11 protein-coding genes and 3 tRNA genes are annotated in these 16,478 nt (G+C 70.7%); 9 read left to right on the top strand and 5 right to left on the bottom strand.

Annotation, left to right across the window (positions count from 1 at the left end):
- Window positions 1-118 precede the first annotated feature (118 nt).
- Window positions 119-901 carry a fumarylacetoacetate hydrolase family protein gene (locus V1457_RS01765; protein WP_200070239.1) on the top strand — a complete coding sequence of 261 codons (783 nt, stop codon included), beginning with the start codon at window positions 119-121 and terminating at the stop codon, window positions 899-901.
- 153 nt (window positions 902-1,054) lie between these two features.
- Here the strand turns inward: V1457_RS01765 and V1457_RS01760 are convergent, their stop codons facing one another.
- Window positions 1,055-2,293 carry an FAD-dependent oxidoreductase gene (locus V1457_RS01760; RefSeq protein WP_295141006.1) on the bottom strand — a complete coding sequence of 413 codons (1,239 nt, stop codon included), beginning with the start codon at window positions 2,291-2,293 and terminating at the stop codon, window positions 1,055-1,057.
- 109 nt (window positions 2,294-2,402) lie between these two features.
- Here V1457_RS01760 and gltX point away from each other — a divergent pair, with 109 nt between their 5' ends.
- The 6 genes from gltX to V1457_RS01730 all read left to right on the top strand — a co-directional run bounded on the left by gltX (window position 2,403) and on the right by V1457_RS01730 (window position 7,135).
- Window positions 2,403-3,917 carry a glutamate--tRNA ligase gene (gltX, locus tag V1457_RS01755; protein ID WP_338599501.1) on the top strand — a complete coding sequence of 505 codons (1,515 nt, stop codon included), beginning with the start codon at window positions 2,403-2,405 and terminating at the stop codon, window positions 3,915-3,917.
- 122 nt (window positions 3,918-4,039) lie between these two features.
- On the top strand, window positions 4,040-4,819 hold the full coding sequence (locus V1457_RS01750; RefSeq protein WP_295141012.1) for an HAD family hydrolase: 780 nt from the start codon (window positions 4,040-4,042) through the stop codon (window positions 4,817-4,819).
- A 192-nt stretch (window positions 4,820-5,011) separates the two neighbouring features.
- Window positions 5,012-5,083: transfer RNA gene (locus V1457_RS01745), tRNA-Gln, on the top strand.
- 62 nt (window positions 5,084-5,145) lie between these two features.
- Window positions 5,146-5,218: transfer RNA gene (locus tag V1457_RS01740), tRNA-Glu, on the top strand.
- A gap of 505 nt (window positions 5,219-5,723) precedes the next feature.
- A tRNA-Glu gene (locus tag V1457_RS01735) sits at window positions 5,724-5,799 on the top strand.
- Between the two features lie 586 nt (window positions 5,800-6,385).
- Window positions 6,386-7,135 carry a bifunctional 2-polyprenyl-6-hydroxyphenol methylase/3-demethylubiquinol 3-O-methyltransferase UbiG gene (locus V1457_RS01730; RefSeq protein ID WP_200070236.1) on the top strand — a complete coding sequence of 250 codons (750 nt, stop codon included), beginning with the start codon at window positions 6,386-6,388 and terminating at the stop codon, window positions 7,133-7,135.
- Between the two features lie 91 nt (window positions 7,136-7,226).
- On the opposite strand, the gene V1457_RS01725 is transcribed toward V1457_RS01730, so the two are convergent.
- From V1457_RS01725 to V1457_RS01715, 3 genes are all read right to left on the bottom strand, one after another.
- Window positions 7,227-10,514 carry a ferritin-like domain-containing protein gene (locus tag V1457_RS01725; protein WP_338599496.1) on the bottom strand — a complete coding sequence of 1,096 codons (3,288 nt, stop codon included), beginning with the start codon at window positions 10,512-10,514 and terminating at the stop codon, window positions 7,227-7,229.
- A gap of 36 nt (window positions 10,515-10,550) precedes the next feature.
- Window positions 10,551-11,999, bottom strand: coding sequence for an NAD(P)/FAD-dependent oxidoreductase (locus V1457_RS01720; RefSeq protein ID WP_338599493.1), 1,449 nt, complete (start codon window positions 11,997-11,999; stop codon window positions 10,551-10,553).
- 151 nt (window positions 12,000-12,150) lie between these two features.
- Window positions 12,151-12,903: a class I SAM-dependent methyltransferase gene (locus tag V1457_RS01715; RefSeq protein WP_200070233.1), complete on the bottom strand. Its 753-nt coding sequence runs from the start codon at window positions 12,901-12,903 to the stop codon at window positions 12,151-12,153.
- Between the two features lie 317 nt (window positions 12,904-13,220).
- Here V1457_RS01715 and V1457_RS01710 point away from each other — a divergent pair, with 317 nt between their 5' ends.
- On the top strand, window positions 13,221-13,997 hold the full coding sequence (locus tag V1457_RS01710; protein WP_338599489.1) for a class I SAM-dependent methyltransferase: 777 nt from the start codon (window positions 13,221-13,223) through the stop codon (window positions 13,995-13,997).
- 247 nt (window positions 13,998-14,244) lie between these two features.
- Here the strand turns inward: V1457_RS01710 and V1457_RS01705 are convergent, their stop codons facing one another.
- Entirely contained in the window at window positions 14,245-14,946 is a 702-nt protein-coding gene (locus V1457_RS01705; protein WP_200070231.1) for an IclR family transcriptional regulator, read from the bottom strand.
- 118 nt (window positions 14,947-15,064) lie between these two features.
- On the opposite strand from V1457_RS01705, the gene leuC reads away from it, so the two are divergent.
- On the top strand, window positions 15,065-16,468 hold the full coding sequence (leuC, locus tag V1457_RS01700) for a 3-isopropylmalate dehydratase large subunit (RefSeq protein WP_338599483.1): 1,404 nt from the start codon (window positions 15,065-15,067) through the stop codon (window positions 16,466-16,468).
- Window positions 16,469-16,478: the final 10 nt, after the last annotated feature.

Below are 16,478 nucleotides of genomic sequence, written 5' to 3'. Positions count from 1 at the left end.
CCCGATCCGTTCGGACGAGCAGTCCGTTCACTCCTCGCGAAACCGCGCTCCGCAAGCCTGCGGGCGCGGAGGCTTAGGGTGGCCGGGGAAAGCAACGCCGCAACGAAAAGAGGTCGTCGTGCGCCTGGCCCGAGTCGCCCACTCCGACGGGGTGTCGTTCGTCGCGCTGGAACCCGACCCGTCCGCCCCGCAGGAGAAGGTGCTGGCCATCGAGATCGACCAGCACCCCTTCGGCGAACCGACGTTCACCGGGCGCAAGTGGCCGATGGCCGACGTCCGGCTGCTGGGGCCGATCCTGCCCAGCAAGGTGATCTGCGTCGGCAAGAACTACGCCGAGCACGCCAGGGAGATGGGCGGCGAGGTGCCGCAGAACCCGATCATCTTCATGAAGCCGTCCACCTCGGTCACCGGCCCGAACGCGGCGATCAAGCTGCCGCCGAACTCCGAGCGGGTCGACTACGAGGGCGAGCTGGCCGCGGTCGTCGGCCAGCCGTGCAGGGACGTCCCGGAGGCGCGCGGCGCCGACGTGCTGCTCGGCTACACCGTCGCCAACGACGTGACCGCCCGCGACCAGCAGCAGGCCGACGGGCAGTGGACGCGGGCGAAGGGCTACGACACGTTCTGCCCGCTGGGCCCGTGGATCGACACCGAGCTCGATCCCGGTGACCTGGGGCTGCGCACCGAACTGGACGGCGAGCTCAAGCAGGAGTCGCGGACTTCGCTGCTGCTGCACGACGTTCCGGCGCTGGTGTCGTACATCTCGCGGATCATGACGCTGCTGCCGGGCGACGTGATCCTCACCGGCACGCCCGCCGGGGTCGGGCCGATGCAGGCGGGCCAGCAGGTCTCGGTGTCCATCGACGGGCTCGGCACCCTGACCAACCCGGTGCAGGACCGCTGAGTACCCGTCTTCGAGCTCGTCTTGCGCAGGTGGTCCGGGCGCGCCTCATCAGGCGCCTGCTCGCTGCGGGATCTCCTCGCAGAAGCAGCTCCGTGGTCGCTGCTGGAGCGGCTGCGCCGCTGACCCCGGCCGAGACCGGGTGCAGCGGCGCGGTCAGCGCAGCGCCTCCTGCGGCGGGCGTTCCCGCAGCGCGCCGTAGGCGAGCACGTACGGCGGCACGACCCGCAGCGCCGGCGCGTTGGTGACCAGCCGGACCGGAGCGGGCAGGCTCTTGTAGAAGTCCACCTCGCCGCGCAGCGCCGGGGCGACGGCGTTGCGGTGCAGCACCCGCTGGAGCTGCTGGATCAGCACCGTCGTGGGCCACCGCCGCCGCTGGATCGCCGCGACGTGCTTGCGCCGCAACCGCCCCTCGCGCAGCGGCGTCGCCAGGTACCGCGCGGCGGCGACGCCGTCCTGCACGGCCAGGTTGATGCCGATCCCGCCGACCGGTGACATCGCGTGCGCGGCGTCTCCGATGCACAGCAGCCCCGGCACGTGCCACTTGCGCAACCGGTCCAGCTTGACGCTGAGCAGCCGCACGTCGTCCCAGTCGCGCACCAGGTCGCGGCCGTCGTCGAGCCACGGCAGGAACCGGCGCAGCCGTTCGTTGAACTCCGCCACCGGCCGGGCGCGGCGTTCCGCGTCGGTGCCCTTCGCGATGATCGAGGCGGCCTGGTAGTAGTCGCCGCGGTCGATCAGCGCCTGGAAGGTGCGGTCCGCGATCAGACCGAGCAGCCCGGCCGGGTCCTCCGCGCGGCGCGGGATCTTGAACCACTGCACGTCCATCGGCGTGGCGAAGTCCCGCAGCCCCAGCTCCGGAAGCTGCCGCACCAGCGAGTCCCGCCCGTCGCAGGCGACCGTGATGGTGGCGCGCAGCTCGCCGGTGCTGCCGTCGGATTCGCGGTAGCGCACCCCGTTCACCCGGCCGTCCTCCCGGACGAGCCCGGTGACTTCGGTGTTCATCCGCAGGTCGAAACCGGGTTGCTGCTTGGCCTCGTCCGCTAGCAGGTCCAGCAGATCCCACTGCGGCACCAGCGCGATGTAGTTGTACTTGATCGGCAGCCTGGTGAAGTCGGCGATCGTCAGGAACTGGTCCTCGCGCTGCCCGACCGGCAGCCGCACCCGGTCCACCCTGCGGTGCGGCAGCTCGGCGAACCGCTCGGCCAGGCCCAGGTCGTCGAGCAGTTGCAGCGTCGTGGGGTGCACGGTGTCGCCGCGGAAGTCGCGGAGGAAGTCGCCGTGCTTCTCCAGCACGGTCACCTGCACACCGGAGCGGGCCAGCAGCAGGCCCAGGACCATCCCGGCGGGGCCGCCGCCGACGATGCAGCACGTCGTGCGTTCCGTTCGCGTCATCGCGATCCCCTCCCGAGCGAGTATTCAACGGTTGTTGAATAACCTCACCATCCTCCTACCGGAGTCGCTGGTCAACCACGGAACCGGGCTCGCTAAGCTGGACCGCGTCATGAGCACGTCAGAGGTCACCGCCACGCCGCACAGCACCGTCCGCGCCCGGTTCTGCCCGTCGCCGACCGGCACACCGCACGTCGGGCTGATCCGCACCGCCCTGTTCAACTGGGCCTTCGCCCGGCACCACGAAGGCACCCTGGTGTTCCGCATCGAGGACACCGACGCCAGCCGGGACAGCCAGGAGTCCTACGACGCGCTGCTGGACGCGCTGCGCTGGCTCGGGCTGGACTGGGACGAAGGCCCCGGGGCCGGGGGTGAGCACGGCCCGTACCGGCAGAGCGAGCGCAAGGACATCTACGCCGACATCGCGCAGCGCCTGCTCGCCGCCGGTGAGCTCTACGAAGCCTTCTCCAGCCCGGAAGAGGTCGAAGCCCGGCACAAAGCCGCCGGCCGCGACCCCAAGCTCGGCTACGACAACCACGACCGGCACCTCACCGAGGACCAGAAGGCCGAGTTCCGCGCCGAAGGCCGCAACCCCGTGCTGCGGCTGAAGATGCCCGAGCACGACCTCGCGTTCACCGACCTCGTCCGCGGCGAGATCACCTTCCCCGCGGGCAGCGTGCCCGACCCGGTCCTGGTGCGCGGCAACGGCGAACCCCTCTACACCCTCACCAACCCCGTCGACGACGCGCTGATGCGGATCACCCACGTGCTGCGCGGCGAAGACCTGCTGTCCTCGACGCCCCGCCAGATCGCGCTGTACGAATCGCTGCGGCGCATCGGCGTCACCGACTTCACCCCCGAATTCGGCCACCTGCCGTTCGTCATGGGCGAGGGCAACAAGAAGCTGTCCAAGCGCGACCCGCAATCCGACCTCTTCCACCACCGCGCACGCGGATTCCTGCCGGAAGGGCTGCTGAACTACCTCGCGCTGCTGGGCTGGTCCATCGCCGACGACCGCGACGTGTTCACCCTCGACGAGATGGTCGAAGCCTTCGACATCGGGCGGGTCAGCGCCAACCCCGCCCGGTTCGACCAGAAGAAGGCCGACGCGATCAACTCCGCGCACCTGCGGGCGCTCGCACCCGACGACTTCGTGCAGCGCGTGGTGCCTTACCTGATCGACGGCGGCGTGCTGCCCGCGGAACCCACCGGCGAGCAGATCGAAACCGTGCGCGCCGCCGCGCCGCTGGTGCAGGAACGGCTGATCGTGCTCTCCGACGCGGTGAACATGATGGGATTCCTGTTCGCCGGCGAAGACTTCGAGCCCGACGAAGCCTCCGCGCAGAAAGCGCTCGGCGAAGACGCGCGCCCGGTGCTCGAAGCGAGCATCGGCGCGCTCGAGCAGCTGCCCGAATGGGACACCGACTCCATCGAAGCGGCGCTGCGGGCCGCCGTCGTCGACGGGCTCGGCATCAAACCGCGCAAAGCCTTCGCGCCCGTGCGGGTCGCCGTCACCGGCCGCACCGTGTCCCCGCCGCTGTACGAATCGATGGAACTGCTGGGCCGCGAAGTGTCCCTTAGCAGACTCCACCGCGCACTGGACGGGAACACCGCGGAAATGCGCTGAACGGGTGGCGGTCGGAGCGCCGCCACCCCCAACGGCCCCAGCGGCACTAAACCGTGCCAGGGAACCGAGTATCACCGGCTTGGTCGAGTCGGGTACGCCCGGTGATCACCTAGCCTCTCGGGGTGACAACCGCGCCTGAACCGCCGAACGCACCCCCGCCCGGCCCGATCAAGGCCGTGTGCCTGGACATCGACGACACCCTGCTGGACAACGCCACCTCGTCCCGGATGGGCCTGCGCGCCCTCATCGGCAACGACGCCGCCTGGCCGGTGTGGCGCAGCACCACCGAGCAGCACTACGCGCGCTTCGTCGCCGGCGAGTACGACTTCGCCACCATGTGCCGAGAACGCACCCGGGACTTCTTCGCCGCCTTCGGCGAACAACTCGGCGACACCGAAGTCGCCGCCCGCGAGGACTACCGGATGGCCGCCATGCAACGCGCCTGGCAACTGTTCGACGACGCGCGCCCCTGCCTCGACTGGATGCGCGCCAGCGGCCTGCGGCTCGCCGTGATCACCAACGCGGACAGCGCCTACCAGCGCAAGAAGATCAGCGACACCGGGCTCGCGGGAACCTTCGACGACCTGGTCATCTCCGGAGAACTCGGCGTCGCCAAACCCGACCCGCAGATCTTCCACGCCGCCTGCACCGCCGTCGGCGCCGAACCGCACGAAACCGTGCACGTCGGCGACCGGCTCGACACCGACGCGCTCGGCGCCGCCAACGCCGGCATGCACGGCGTTTGGCTCAACCGCAACGGAACCGAACACGCCCCGCCGGACGGGGTGTCGATGATCACCAGCCTCGCCGAGCTGCCCGAACTGCTCGTCTGCGACCTGCCCGGCATCCCCGAAGCAGCGGCCCCGCAGGACGAAACGAGACACGAGCGCGCCCTCGCCTGAGCCCCGGCCGGGCCGCCACCGGACCCGGCCCGGCCGCCACCGCGCCCACCAGCGAAAACGACCCGAGCAGGGGGTGCCTTACAGCGCCCCCGCGAGGATGTTCTAGTATTTAACACCAGCAAGACGGACAGCGGCCGCCGAGCCGGACTTTCCCCAGAAGCCCGGACGAACAACGCTGAACGTCAAAGCCCTTGGGGTATGGTGTAATCGGCAGCACGACTGATTCTGGTTCAGTTAGTCTAGGTTCGAGTCCTGGTACCCCAGCGCGAGGATCAAGACCGAGTGCGTTGATCACGATCAGCGCGAAGGTCACGATCGTTCGCCGAGGCCCCGTCGTCTAGCGGCCTAGGACACCGGCCTCTCACGCCGGCGGCGCGGGTTCGAATCCCGTCGGGGCTACACGCGCGTGTTCAAGGCCCGCCCCCTTTGGGGGCGGGCCTTTTCCCGTTTTTGTCTGTCTATCTGGGGGGCGACCCCCCAGACCCCCACGGTGCGGTGGTTGCGTGGGGAGGGCTCCTCGCCATAGGTGTGTGGAGGGGCTGGGTGGGGACCAGCACTTGTGTGGGGCCACTCGCGTGTGTGGTCGCCACCGGCGCTTGTTTTGAGCCACCGCAGGTGTGGTCGGCCACTGCTGTGTGGGCGCTCGTGCTTCGCACATTGAGTTGTGGGGTCGGCTTTGTGCGGCGGGGAGTGCGTGGCTCGTGCTTCGCACATCGAGGTGAGTGGGGGCTCGTGCTTCGCACGTCGAGGTGAGTGGGGGCTCGTGCTTCGCACGTCGAGGTGAGTGGGGGCTCGTGCTTCGCACGTCGAGGTGAGTGGGGGCTCGTGCTTCGCACGTCGAGTGTGGGAATGGGGGTGGGGGTCTTGGTGGTGTGGGGGTGTTGTAGAGTTCTCGGTGTAGCGCGGTCCCGTCGTCTAGCGGCCTAGGACACCGGCCTCTCACGCCGGCGGCGCGGGTTCGAATCCCGTCGGGACTACCAAATTAGGCATTGTGCGAACCGCTCCTTCCGAGGTCGTTCCCGCTGGTGAGGTGGGGGCGGCCTCGTTTTGTCGCGGGGCTGGGGGAGTGGGACCGGGACGAGCCGGTTCGGGTCGGTGATCTCGGTCCGGGGCGCTAGGGCTTCGGTGCGAGCCTTGCGCTCGTCGGGTGTGCCGCTGTCGGTGGTCTCGCTGATGTGGTCGGCGACCTGTCGATGCGGTTGGACAGGGCACGACGGACTTGACGGACTGAGCACCTCCGTCGGAGGCGCGGTGTCCGCGTTCGTTGCGCAGGTCGGCGATGGCGTTCGCGCTGGAAAACGGATGCTCGGTCATCAGCGGGCGTGTCCGTGATCGAGCGTCGTGTCGATGGAGTGGTCGCCGCACGGCGACCCCGGACTCCTGCGGGACGCCGTTACCGAGGGCTGGACCAGGGCAGGACGTCGTCGATTCCGGTCGGCGAACTCCATCCGCCGGAGTGTCTGATCGGCTCGCATACCGCGATGCCGAAAATTGTCGGAATGTGTGCAAATCCTGCGCATCATTTCACCCGAACGGGAATGGCGGCTGCAGGTATCGTGCCAGGACATGGAATCATCGGGAAAAGAGTCCATTGCTGCGCGGTCCGCGGAAGTCGGCGCGCTTTTCGACGACGTGGCCGAACACTTCGACCGGATGGCCACCCGGATGATCGACGCGGAAGGCCCCTTCCGCACCTGGCTGGACGCCCAACTGCCCGGCGGTGACCGAGCGCTCGACGTCGGGTGCGGTACCGGCAGGCACTGCCCGCTGCTCGCGGAACGCTACGCGCAGGTGCTCGGCGTCGACCTGTCCGAAGCGCTGATCCACATCGCGCGGCGGACCCGGCCGGCCGCGAACATCCGCTACGAGGCGCGCAGCGCCTACGACGTCGAGCCCGCGGCGGATGGCGTGTTCGACGTCGTTTTCGCCTTCAGCGCCGTGTTCCACATGCGTCCCTACGAACAGATCTTGCCGCACCTGCGCTCGCTGGTCGCCCCGGGCGGGCGGCTGGTCGTGCTGGAACCGCAGCGGACCGACCTGCACGCCCGGAAGGGCCGGGACGCGGACTGGCACATCCCGGTCGCGTTCCAGAACGCCGAAGCCGTGTACCGGGCCACCGCCGATGCCGGGGCGGCCACGGACGCGTTGAACCTCTTCCTGCACCCCAGCTGGCACAAGCTGGGCGAGCTCAACACGCTGCCGAGTTCGCAGGAATTCCGGGACGCCTATTCCGGGTGGTTGCCGGGTGCGCAATTCTTCGACGGGGTGGCCGTCGCAATGGCCGCCGCCGTCTGGCAGGCCCCGGACCCGAATTGAACGAGGCTTCGTCGATCTGAACGCGGCGGCATCGATCCGCTCGGCAACCCGACCGCGAATGCGCACCGGGAATTCCGCGAGACCATCGCGGTCACGGTGCCGACCCGCGGAACTCCGCGGCGTAGGAGCGCATCAGCTCTGCGACCCGCGCGGGCAGCCCGGGTTGTTCCGCAGCCTGGCGAGCGAGGTGGTCGAAGCGGCCGCCGAGCGAGCGCAGCGCGACATCGGGACGGGCGAGGAAACCCGGCTCCTCCTCCAGCTCGAAGGACGGCCCGGCGGTGCGGCCGGGCCGTCCGGACGGCAGCGTCACCAGGTGCTCGGCGATGGGCCGCAGCATCCCCGTCATCACGTCGATAGCCGCGTTCATCAGCCGGGAGCGCCGCAGGCTGGCGTCGGCCGCGCCGTGGAAGTGCTGCAGCATCAGCTGGTGCATCAGGAAGTACGAGCGGTTGAACAGCACCATGGCCGAGCGCGCCTCCGGCGCGGTGACCGGTTCCCTGGCGCCGTCGCCCGCGTGCAACGTCGGATTGCGCAGCACCGGGTACGCGGGTGTCCACGGTGGGCACCGCTGGCCGGGCGCCTCGACGCGGTGCGCCATCAGCAGGTCGGACATCCGCAGGAAGGTGTCGTAGTGCGAGTCCTCGTCCGCGGGCCCGGGCAGGACGTTGCCCTCGCCGTGCTCGGTGACGAAGTCGATGGCGAACAGCGCGCTGGGGACGTCGTCCACCTCCAGCTGGTAGTCGGGGTGGACGTCGTTGAGCGACCTGCGCATGAACAGGTGGTGCTCGCCGCCGCCCCGCCCCCGCTGCACCAGGAAGAGGTCCGGCACCGCGCCGATGCCCTCCCGGATGGCGGCGTAGAGGTCGCTGAGCGACTGGTACGGGTACGCCTTCCCGGCCGCGTCCGGCGCGACGTCGCCTGCGATCTCCCTGGTCAACGAGTGCGGCTGCTCCAACGCGATGAACCGCTGCACGCTCCCGAGCCCGAACCCTTCCAAGGCCAGGTCGAGCGGCACCTGCAGACGGTGGTTGACGCGGCCGAAGTCGATGTCCGGCAAGTGGAACGGCAACCCCATCGCCGTGATGATGTTGTTGATCACCAGGAAGTGCACCATCTCTTCCCGCGCCACGCTCAGCAGCTCGCCGCGCATCCCGTTGCGCAGCGTCTCGGTGCCGTCGCCGCAGGCCAGCCGCAGCTGCTCGGCGGTCCACTCGCCGCGCCGCACCAGCTGCTGCCCGGCCTCGTGCGTCGGGATCGACCAGGCGGCGTACAGGTACTGCAGCATCCCGGCGAGTTCGACGCTCGCGGCCTCGCGCAGCGCGTCGCGCAGCTGACCGCGGGTGGTGATGGCGCCGGGTCGATCTCGCCGGGCCACGAGCTCCGGCGGAGCGGGCGCCTGCTGCCTGCGCAGGTGGGCCAGCAGCAAGCGGCCCTGCGGCCGGGTCAGGTCGCGGGTCGGCGGCATGTAGAACGTCTTGTCCCGGTGGCGCGGGTCGGACATCAGCCAGATCAGCCGCGCGTAAGTGCCCACCTTGCTCTGCTCGGCCAGGCTGAAGACCTCGTCGGCCATGAACGAGTACAGCAGCTCGTAGGGCGCGAAGACCTCCCGGTAGAGCAGGTCGTGGGTGACTTCCGCGCGCGGGATCTCGTCCAGGTGCCGGGTGTCCGGCAGCACGCGCACGTCCGCGCAGCCGACGGCGGGCCAGTAGCCCGTGCGGTCGTCGTTGTCGTACGCGCGGGCCGCTGAGCCGGGCTCGTCCGGGTCGCACGGCGGGTGTTGGCCTTCCGGGAGCAGCAGCAGCCGGGTGGCGCCGGCGGTGGCGCAGCGCACCGCCAACACGGCTCGGCCCTGTTCGTCGGTGTCCAAGGTGCAGGATTCGGCCCAATCCGCGGCGCCTTCGTCCGGCCGGACCTGCACGATCTGCACCGCACCGCACCGGGCGTCCGCGGCCTGGGCCCGCGGGTCCCGCGGCAGTGCGCGCGGGTTGAAGAACTGCACCACCCGCAGGCCGTTCAGCGGAGCGGGGCGTCCCAGGTGGTACGTGCGGACCGGTACCCGCGCGGTGCCGTCCCCCGCACTGCCGTCCCGCTCGGTGCTGTCTCCCTCGGTGCTGTCTCCCTCGGCGGGGTCGAGGAACAGGCAGGAGTCGTCGATCCGCACGACCGACTCCTCCTCGGCGAGCAGCACCGCGGACTCCTGCCCCTCGCGGACGAGCACCAGCGGCTCGTCCTCGGCTGCGGCGCATCCCGGCTCGGTCGCAACGGTGACCAGCCCGCCGGTCCGCGCGGTGTCCGCGCGGTAGGCGCTACTGGGCAACCGCGCGACCAGCTGCCCGGAGCCGAGCGTGCGCAGCTGCAGATCTCCCAGGTCCAGCCGCGGCCCGAGCCGGTGCACCCCGTCCGGACCGGGCTCCGGGCTCCGTCCCAGCGCGGGCACCGCGGTGATCAGGTCGAAGGTCGTGTGCTCGCCGGTCACCTGCACCGCGGCGTTGTGCAGCGGAGCCGGTTCACCGCGCCGGCGGGGTTCGCGCGCGGTGAGCAACCGCCCCGCCGGACAAGTGCGCTCTTCCGCGGGGTCGCGGGCAGCGATGGTGCCGCGCACCTGCCAGACGTTCGGGGTGTCGTTGTCTCGCGGTGCGGCCATGTTGCTCAGCGCGTAGCGGACGACCAGACCGCCTGGGCCCGCCGCGGCGCGCAGCAGCCGTACCGCCTCGGAAATCTCCGCCTCGGGTAACCACTCCAGGCCGTCGGCGTCCACGGCGAACTGATGCACGACAGAGCGCCGGAACCAGGATTCCAGCGGGTGCTCGCCGACTCCGTGCACGTGCTGCGAGTTCTGCCAGCGAGGTGGCTGCGGGCCGTCGACCGCGCCGACCGCCATGTACCCGGTGTCGTGCGAGCGACCCTGGCGGCCGAAGCAGAACTGACCCGCCAGCACGGTGGTGGTCCAGTCGGACGCCGGGTCGACGTCGAAGACGCGAGCCCGGTTGTGCGTGGTCGCCAGGTGCTCGTTGAAGTGCCCCCACAGGTCCACCGCCCGCCCGAGCACCGGATCCTGCGCACCGGCCGCGCCCGGCACGCGCTCCCACCCGGTGATGCGGGCGTCCAGCCAGAAGTGCCCGTTGCCGCCGAAGTTCCAGCCCTTGGCGGTGCCGAACCGCCCGTCCGGCCGGAGCCGGCCGTCGGGTTCGAAGCGCTCGCCGAGCCCGTCGAGGTGCTCGTGGTACTCCGCGGCAGGCCGGTCCCGCGGGAACGGCGTGCCGTCCGCGGTCAGCGCCTCGTTCGCGGCCAGGTCGTAGCGCCCGCTGCGCGGGCCGGTGGGCAGCCGGGTGATCGCCGTACCGGCGAAGTGCAGCCGGGGCAGGTCGAAGATGCTCACTGTTTCCCCCTGTTCACCGCTGCGCCGCGCGGGCGCTCACGATCGTTGCGCGCGGTCGGCCGCACCGGTCCGCAACGCCGCGTCCACGGCGCCGGTGACGGCCAGCGCCGACTCGATGGCCCCGTTGATCCACGCCGGAGTGGACGAGCAGTGCTCACCGGCGAAGAACAGCCCTCCCTGCGGGCGGGCCGCGCGCATTCCCTCGGCCCTGGCCGCGGCCGCGTCCTTGCCCCACCGCCAGCGGTGCGCGGCGCAGCCCTTGCTCCAGCGGTGGTCGCCCCAGGAGATGCTCGCGGCGCCGAGCACGGCGCCCGGCGCCTTGAGCTCCGGGTGCAGCCCGGCCAGCTCCTCCAGCGAAGCGGCGTGCCTGCGGTCGGCGGGCAACCGGCCGAGCGGGGCGGCGTCCTCGGCGATCGCGTAGGAGCCCAGCAGCACGGCGCCCAACGCCGGGTCGCCGTCCTGCGGCAGGTAGTACGTCTGGCGCAGCCGCCCGCCGGTCGCGGACGCGCCGCCCGAGACCGCGGCGCGTTTCCAGAAGGGCTCCCGGCAGTGCAGTGCGATCTTCGTGGCCGCCGCGTACTCGACGCTGCGGATCACCTCCCGCTTGTCGTCGTCCAAGCCCGCCAGCTGCAGCTCGCGCAGCACCGAGAACGGCAGCGTGCACACCGCGACCGGATATCTCGAGAGCACGTCGACGCCCCGGTGCCGCAGCCCGACGAGCACCTGGTCGCCGCGGACGTGCAAGCTCACGACCTCCCGGTCCAGCAGGACCGGGCCGCGGAGCCGGGCGGCCAGCCGGTCGGTGATCCGGCCCATCCCGCCCGCCAGGTACCGCAGCCGGGTTCCGGTCTCCAGCAGCAGGTCGTCGATGAACCCGGCCAGCCGGACGCCGCACGCCTCGCGCAGTTGCGGATGGGTGTCGAAGGCGCCGACCAGGTCGAACCGGTCGGCCGGCCCGTGCACGTACGACGACAGGTCGACGCGGTCGGCTGCGCGCAGCATCGGGGTGATCTCCGCGGCCAGGCCCGTGCGCAGCGCACGCGGGCCCACCGCCCGGGCGAGCGCGGCCAGCCAGGCGCAGAACAGCACGGTGTCCCGCCGGAAGGAATCCACCGGGACCGCGCACCGCAGGTCCTCGACCACCGGCCCGGCCGCGTCCCGCACCCGGACGAAGCCGCGGCCGGTCGCCAGGTAGTTGTTCGGGTCGCTCAGGATCGTGCGGAACGGGCGCAGCGCGGGCGTGAGGCCGAGTTCGTCCACGTAGCGCATGGTCAGCGCGTGACCGGTCGGAATGCGCATCGCGCCCAAATCCGCGTAAGGGGCGTTGTCGGCGGAGCCGAACCGGTGGGTGAACACGCGTCCGCCGATGCGGCCGCTGCCCTCCAGCACGATGACCGAATGCCCCAGCCTTTCCAATTCGTGCGCCGCCACCAGTCCCGCGATCCCGGCGCCGAGAATCGCCACGGCGGGCGGTTCCGCCGCCACGTGAGATCTTCCCCCAGCTGTTCGCACAAAACGGATTATGTCGCAGTTCGCCGGTTCGCCACATCCATGATCACCCGGAAGGGCGATCGGTAGCGGAAACATTTCGCCGGGGTTTTTCAAATCGCGGGGAAAGCGCAAAAGCGCCGCGTCCTCAGCGGCGCACCGCGCTCACGAACCAGGCAGGCGCGGAAATCCTTCCCCGGTCGTCGACCGCCGCCCTGCCCGGGTCGATGCCGACCCCTTTCCGCGCGAACAGGGCGATGTCCGCCTCGGTGAGCGCGTCCCGGATCAGCGCGGTGGAAATCTGCGCGGTGCGCACTTCCAGAACTTCCCAGCGAGCGTCCAAGGTGGCCCGGATGCTCTGCTCGCCGACGCCCATCGGATGCCGCACGGCCGCGTCCTCGCCCGCCACCGCCCAGCACAGCAGGTGCAGTCGCGCGCCCGGTTCGGTGACCTCGTGCAAGGCGGCGGCGTATCGGTGCTGCTGCTGCGCACCGAGGCAGTGGTACAGCGCGCTGTCCACGACGGTGCCGAAGCGGCGCCCGCTGAGCTCGCCGAGCCGAGTGGCGTCCGCCTGCACGAACTCGACCTGGGCGGCGCATTCGCGGGCCCGCGCGCGGGCGCGGTCCAGAGCTGTCGGCGAGCAGTCGAACGCGGTCACCCGGTAGCCACGACCGGCCAGGAAGATCGCGTTCTCGCCGAGCCCGCAGCCGGCGTCGAGGACATCGCCGGAGAACGCGGTCCGGTCGGCCAGCTCCACCAGGGCGGGCTGCGGTTCGCCGATGTCCCAGGGGGCCACCGGGAAGGTCAGATCGGTTCCCGCCAGAAAGCGCTGACCCTGGTAGCAGGCTTCGAAATCGACGTTCTCCTTGACGAATTCGGGCGCGCCGGACTGTTCTGCCACGATGACCTCCTCGTCCGAACCGGCCTCCGTGCCGCACGCCGGTTTCGGCGCGATCTTCCTCCTGGGGGTTCGGGTTCGCAATAGGCGCGGCGTCCGGAACATTTCGGCTGGATTTTTCATGTCGCGATCAAAATTTCGGCAGGGCTGGTTTTCTCGCGCCACCATCGAGCGGTATCGCGGGCAACCGCGACCACCAGGCGAAATCGCGGACTACTTTGGTGCTCGCCAGATATGTGCGACCCGCGAGCCGGTGCCCGGGCTGTGCAATGCAGCCACACCTGCCGGTCGTGCGGCAGGGCCGAAGAAGGGGCGAGGCGATGGCCGAATCCACCGGAACGAATGAACCCGGCGCTTGGGAGTCCTATTGGCAGCTGGCCGGGACCAGCCCGGACCTGCCGGTGCCGTGGCACTTCGGCACCGCCGAGGACATGGCCCCCTACCTGCCGATGCTGCTCGCGGGGTTCGACTCCCGGCTGCCGCTGGTCGACGCCGGTTGCGGGAACGGCGGGTTGACCGAGCACTTCGCCGAGCACTTCGAGACCGTGCTCGGCACCGACGTCGCCGCCGCGGCGCTGGAGAAGGCGCACACCGGGAACGGGAACACCTGGATCGGGCGCACCAGGATCGGGCGCACGGGGAACGGGCACACCGGGGTCCGCTACGAACAGCTCGACAGCACCGACTTGGCCGCGGTCCGGGCGCTGCACGAGCGCATCGGCGACGCGAACGTGCACCTGCGCGGCGTGCTGCACGCGATGGCAGCGGAGCAGTGGCCGAACGCGTTGGCCGGCCTCGCCGTGCTGACCGGGCAGCGCGGGCGGGTCTTCGACGTCGAGCTCTCCGAACGCTTCACCGAGTCCCTCGCCGAGTTGGCGGAGTGCTTCGGCGAGTGGCCCGAAGCGATCCGGGAGGCGGCGACGACGGGCCTGTGGCCCGCCGAGCTCCCCGCTCAAGGGCTCACCGGGCTGTACCGGCGGCACGGGTGGCTGGTGATGGAGGCCGGGGAACTGGCGCTGTCCTCCCGCGTCCCGTTGCCCGACGGAACCTTCCTGCACTTGCCCTTCGAGTACGCGCTCGTGCGCCGGCACGCCTGAACCATCCGGCCGCTCGGCCCAGAGCGGTCCGTCCGGTCCGATGTGCCGTCCGCACGGCGTCGCTGCGCCGGGTCAGCGGTTCGCCGCTCACTTCGTCGGCAGCGGCGGGAAGGACCGAGCGACATCTCCCGTTGCGCGGAAGGCCGACGGCGCCCGGAAATCCGCCAGCGCCGCGAAGGTCGACGGGCCCCGAGAGTCGATGAGCCCCGAAAGCCGACGGCCCCGAAGACGGATGGGCCCCGAAGGATCAGATGCGGTTCTGCAAGGCATCCGCGGCCGCCAACAGGTCGGCGGCCCAGCGGGCGCCCGGTCGGCGGCCCATGCGGTCGATCGGGCCGGAAACGCTGATGGCCGCCACCACCGTGCCCTGCGAATCGCGGACCGGGGCCGAGACGCTGGCCACACCCGACTCGCGTTCGGCGACGCTTTGCGCCCAGCCGCGGCGGCGGACCTCCAGCAGCGTGCGCTCGCCGAAGACGGCCTCGGCCAGCACCGCTCGTTGGGTGGCCGGATCCGCCCACGCCGCAAGGACTTTCGCGCCCGAGCCCGCCATCATCGACACCGTCGAGCCGACCGGGACCGTGTCCCGCAACCCGCTCGGCGGTTCCGCGGAAGCGATGCACAGCCGCTGCAAACCGTCCCTGCGGTAGAGCTGGACGCTTTCCCCGGTGACTTCCCGCAGTTTGGGCAGCACCGTGGACGACGCCTCCAGCAGCGGATCCACCGCGCCACCGGCCAATTCCGCCAGCGACGCACCCGGGCGCCACCGGCCGTCCGAGCCGCGGCGCAGCATCCGGTGCACCTCCAGGCCGACCGCCAACCGGTGCGCGGTCGCCCGCGGCAGACCCGTGCGGCTGCACAACTCCGTGAGGCCGCAAGGTTCTTCGGCCACGGCCTGCAACACGGCCACTGCCTTGTCCAACACTCCGATGCCGCTATGCTGTCCCACGTACCGATACTAACTTCTCGTCATCTGAGAAGTCCACTTCTTGGGACAGTGCCGCTGCGCAGGGTCTGCTTGCCCGCCGGGCAGCGGTGCGACCACCACCTTTCGATCGGGAGGAGCGATGGGCAACACGCTCGCGGAGAAGGTCTGGGACGGCCACATCGTGCGCCGAGGCGAGGGCTACGAGCCCGACCTGCTCTACATCGACCTCCACCTCGTGCACGAAGTCACCAGCCCCCAGGCGTTCGAGGGGCTGCGGCTGGCGGACCGGCCGGTCCGGCGACCCGACCTGACGATCGCGACCGAAGACCACAACGTGCCCACCACCGGCACCGAGCTGCCGATCGCCGATCCGGTCTCGCGCACGCAGGTGGACACTTTGCGGCGCAACTGCGAGGAATTCGGTGTCCGCCTGCACCCCATGGGCGACGCCGAGCAGGGCATCGTGCACGTGGTGGGGCCGCAGCTCGGGCTCACCCAGCCCGGCACGACGGTGGTGTGCGGCGACAGCCACACCTCCACGCACGGCGCGTTCGGCGCGCTGGCGTTCGGCATCGGCACCTCCGAGGTGGAGCACGTGCTGGCCACCCAGACGCTGCCGCTGCGCCCGTTCAAGACCATGGCCATCAACGTCGAAGGCACGCTGCGGCCCGGTGTCACGAGCAAGGACATCATCCTCGCGGTCATCGCCAAGATCGGCACCGGCGGCGGGCAGGGCTACGTCCTGGAGTACCGCGGCGAAGCCATCCGCCAGCTGTCCATGGAAGCCCGCATGACGATCTGCAACATGTCCATCGAAGCGGGCGCGCGGGCCGGGATGATCGCGCCGGACGAGACGACCTTCGAGTACCTGCGGGGCCGTCCGCACGCGCCGCAGGGCGCCGACTGGGACGCGGCCGTGGCGTACTGGAAGACGCTGCGCACCGACGAAGATGCCGAGTTCGACGCGGAAGTCACCCTGGACGCCGACGAACTCACGCCGTTCGTCACGTGGGGCACCAACCCGGGCCAAGGGCTGCCGCTGGGCGAGCGGATTCCGGATCCCGAGGCCATCGCCGAGGATTCCGAGCGCTACGCGGTCGAAAAGGCGTTGGCCTACATGGGCCTGCAGGGCGGCACTCCGCTGCGTGAGGTCGTCGTGGACACCGTCTTCCTCGGTTCCTGCACCAACGGCCGCATCGAGGACTTGCGGGCCGCAGCGGCCATCCTGGACGGGCGCAAGGTGTCCTCGGACGTGCGGATGATGGTGGTGCCCGGCTCGATGAAGGTCCGGCAGCAGGCCGAATCCGAAGGGCTCAACGAGGTCTTCACCGCCGCGGGGGCGGAATGGCGCTCGGCGGGCTGCTCGATGTGCCTCGGCATGAACCCCGACCAGCTGACCCCCGGCGAGCGCAGTGCCTCCACGTCCAACCGCAACTTCGAGGGCAGGCAGGGCAAAGGCGGCCGCACCCACTTGGTCTCGCCGCTGGTCGCCGCGGCGACCGCGGTGCGCGGCACGCTGTCCTCCCCGGAAGACCTCGACTGACCGCCCGCGC

The sequence above is a fragment of the Saccharopolyspora sp. SCSIO 74807 genome, from assembly GCF_037023755.1.
Lineage (GTDB): Bacteria > Actinomycetota > Actinomycetes > Mycobacteriales > Pseudonocardiaceae > Saccharopolyspora_C > Saccharopolyspora_C galaxeae.
Note: the sequence above shows the minus strand (reverse complement) of the source record. Positions and strands in the feature narration are given on the sequence as shown.

Bases quoted from the DNA above. Each gene is read 5' to 3' on its own strand.
- V1457_RS01760 (WP_295141006.1), bottom strand. From the start codon at position 2,293: ATGACGCGAACGGAACGCACGACGTGCTGCATCGTCGGCGGCGGCCCC.
- leuC (WP_338599483.1), top strand. From the start codon at position 15,065: ATGGGCAACACGCTCGCGGAGAAGGTCTGGGACGGCCACATCGTGCGC.
- gltX (WP_338599501.1), top strand. From the start codon at position 2,403: ATGAGCACGTCAGAGGTCACCGCCACGCCGCACAGCACCGTCCGCGCC.
- V1457_RS01710 (WP_338599489.1), top strand. From the start codon at position 13,221: ATGGCCGAATCCACCGGAACGAATGAACCCGGCGCTTGGGAGTCCTAT.
- V1457_RS01730 (WP_200070236.1), top strand. From the start codon at position 6,386: ATGGAATCATCGGGAAAAGAGTCCATTGCTGCGCGGTCCGCGGAAGTC.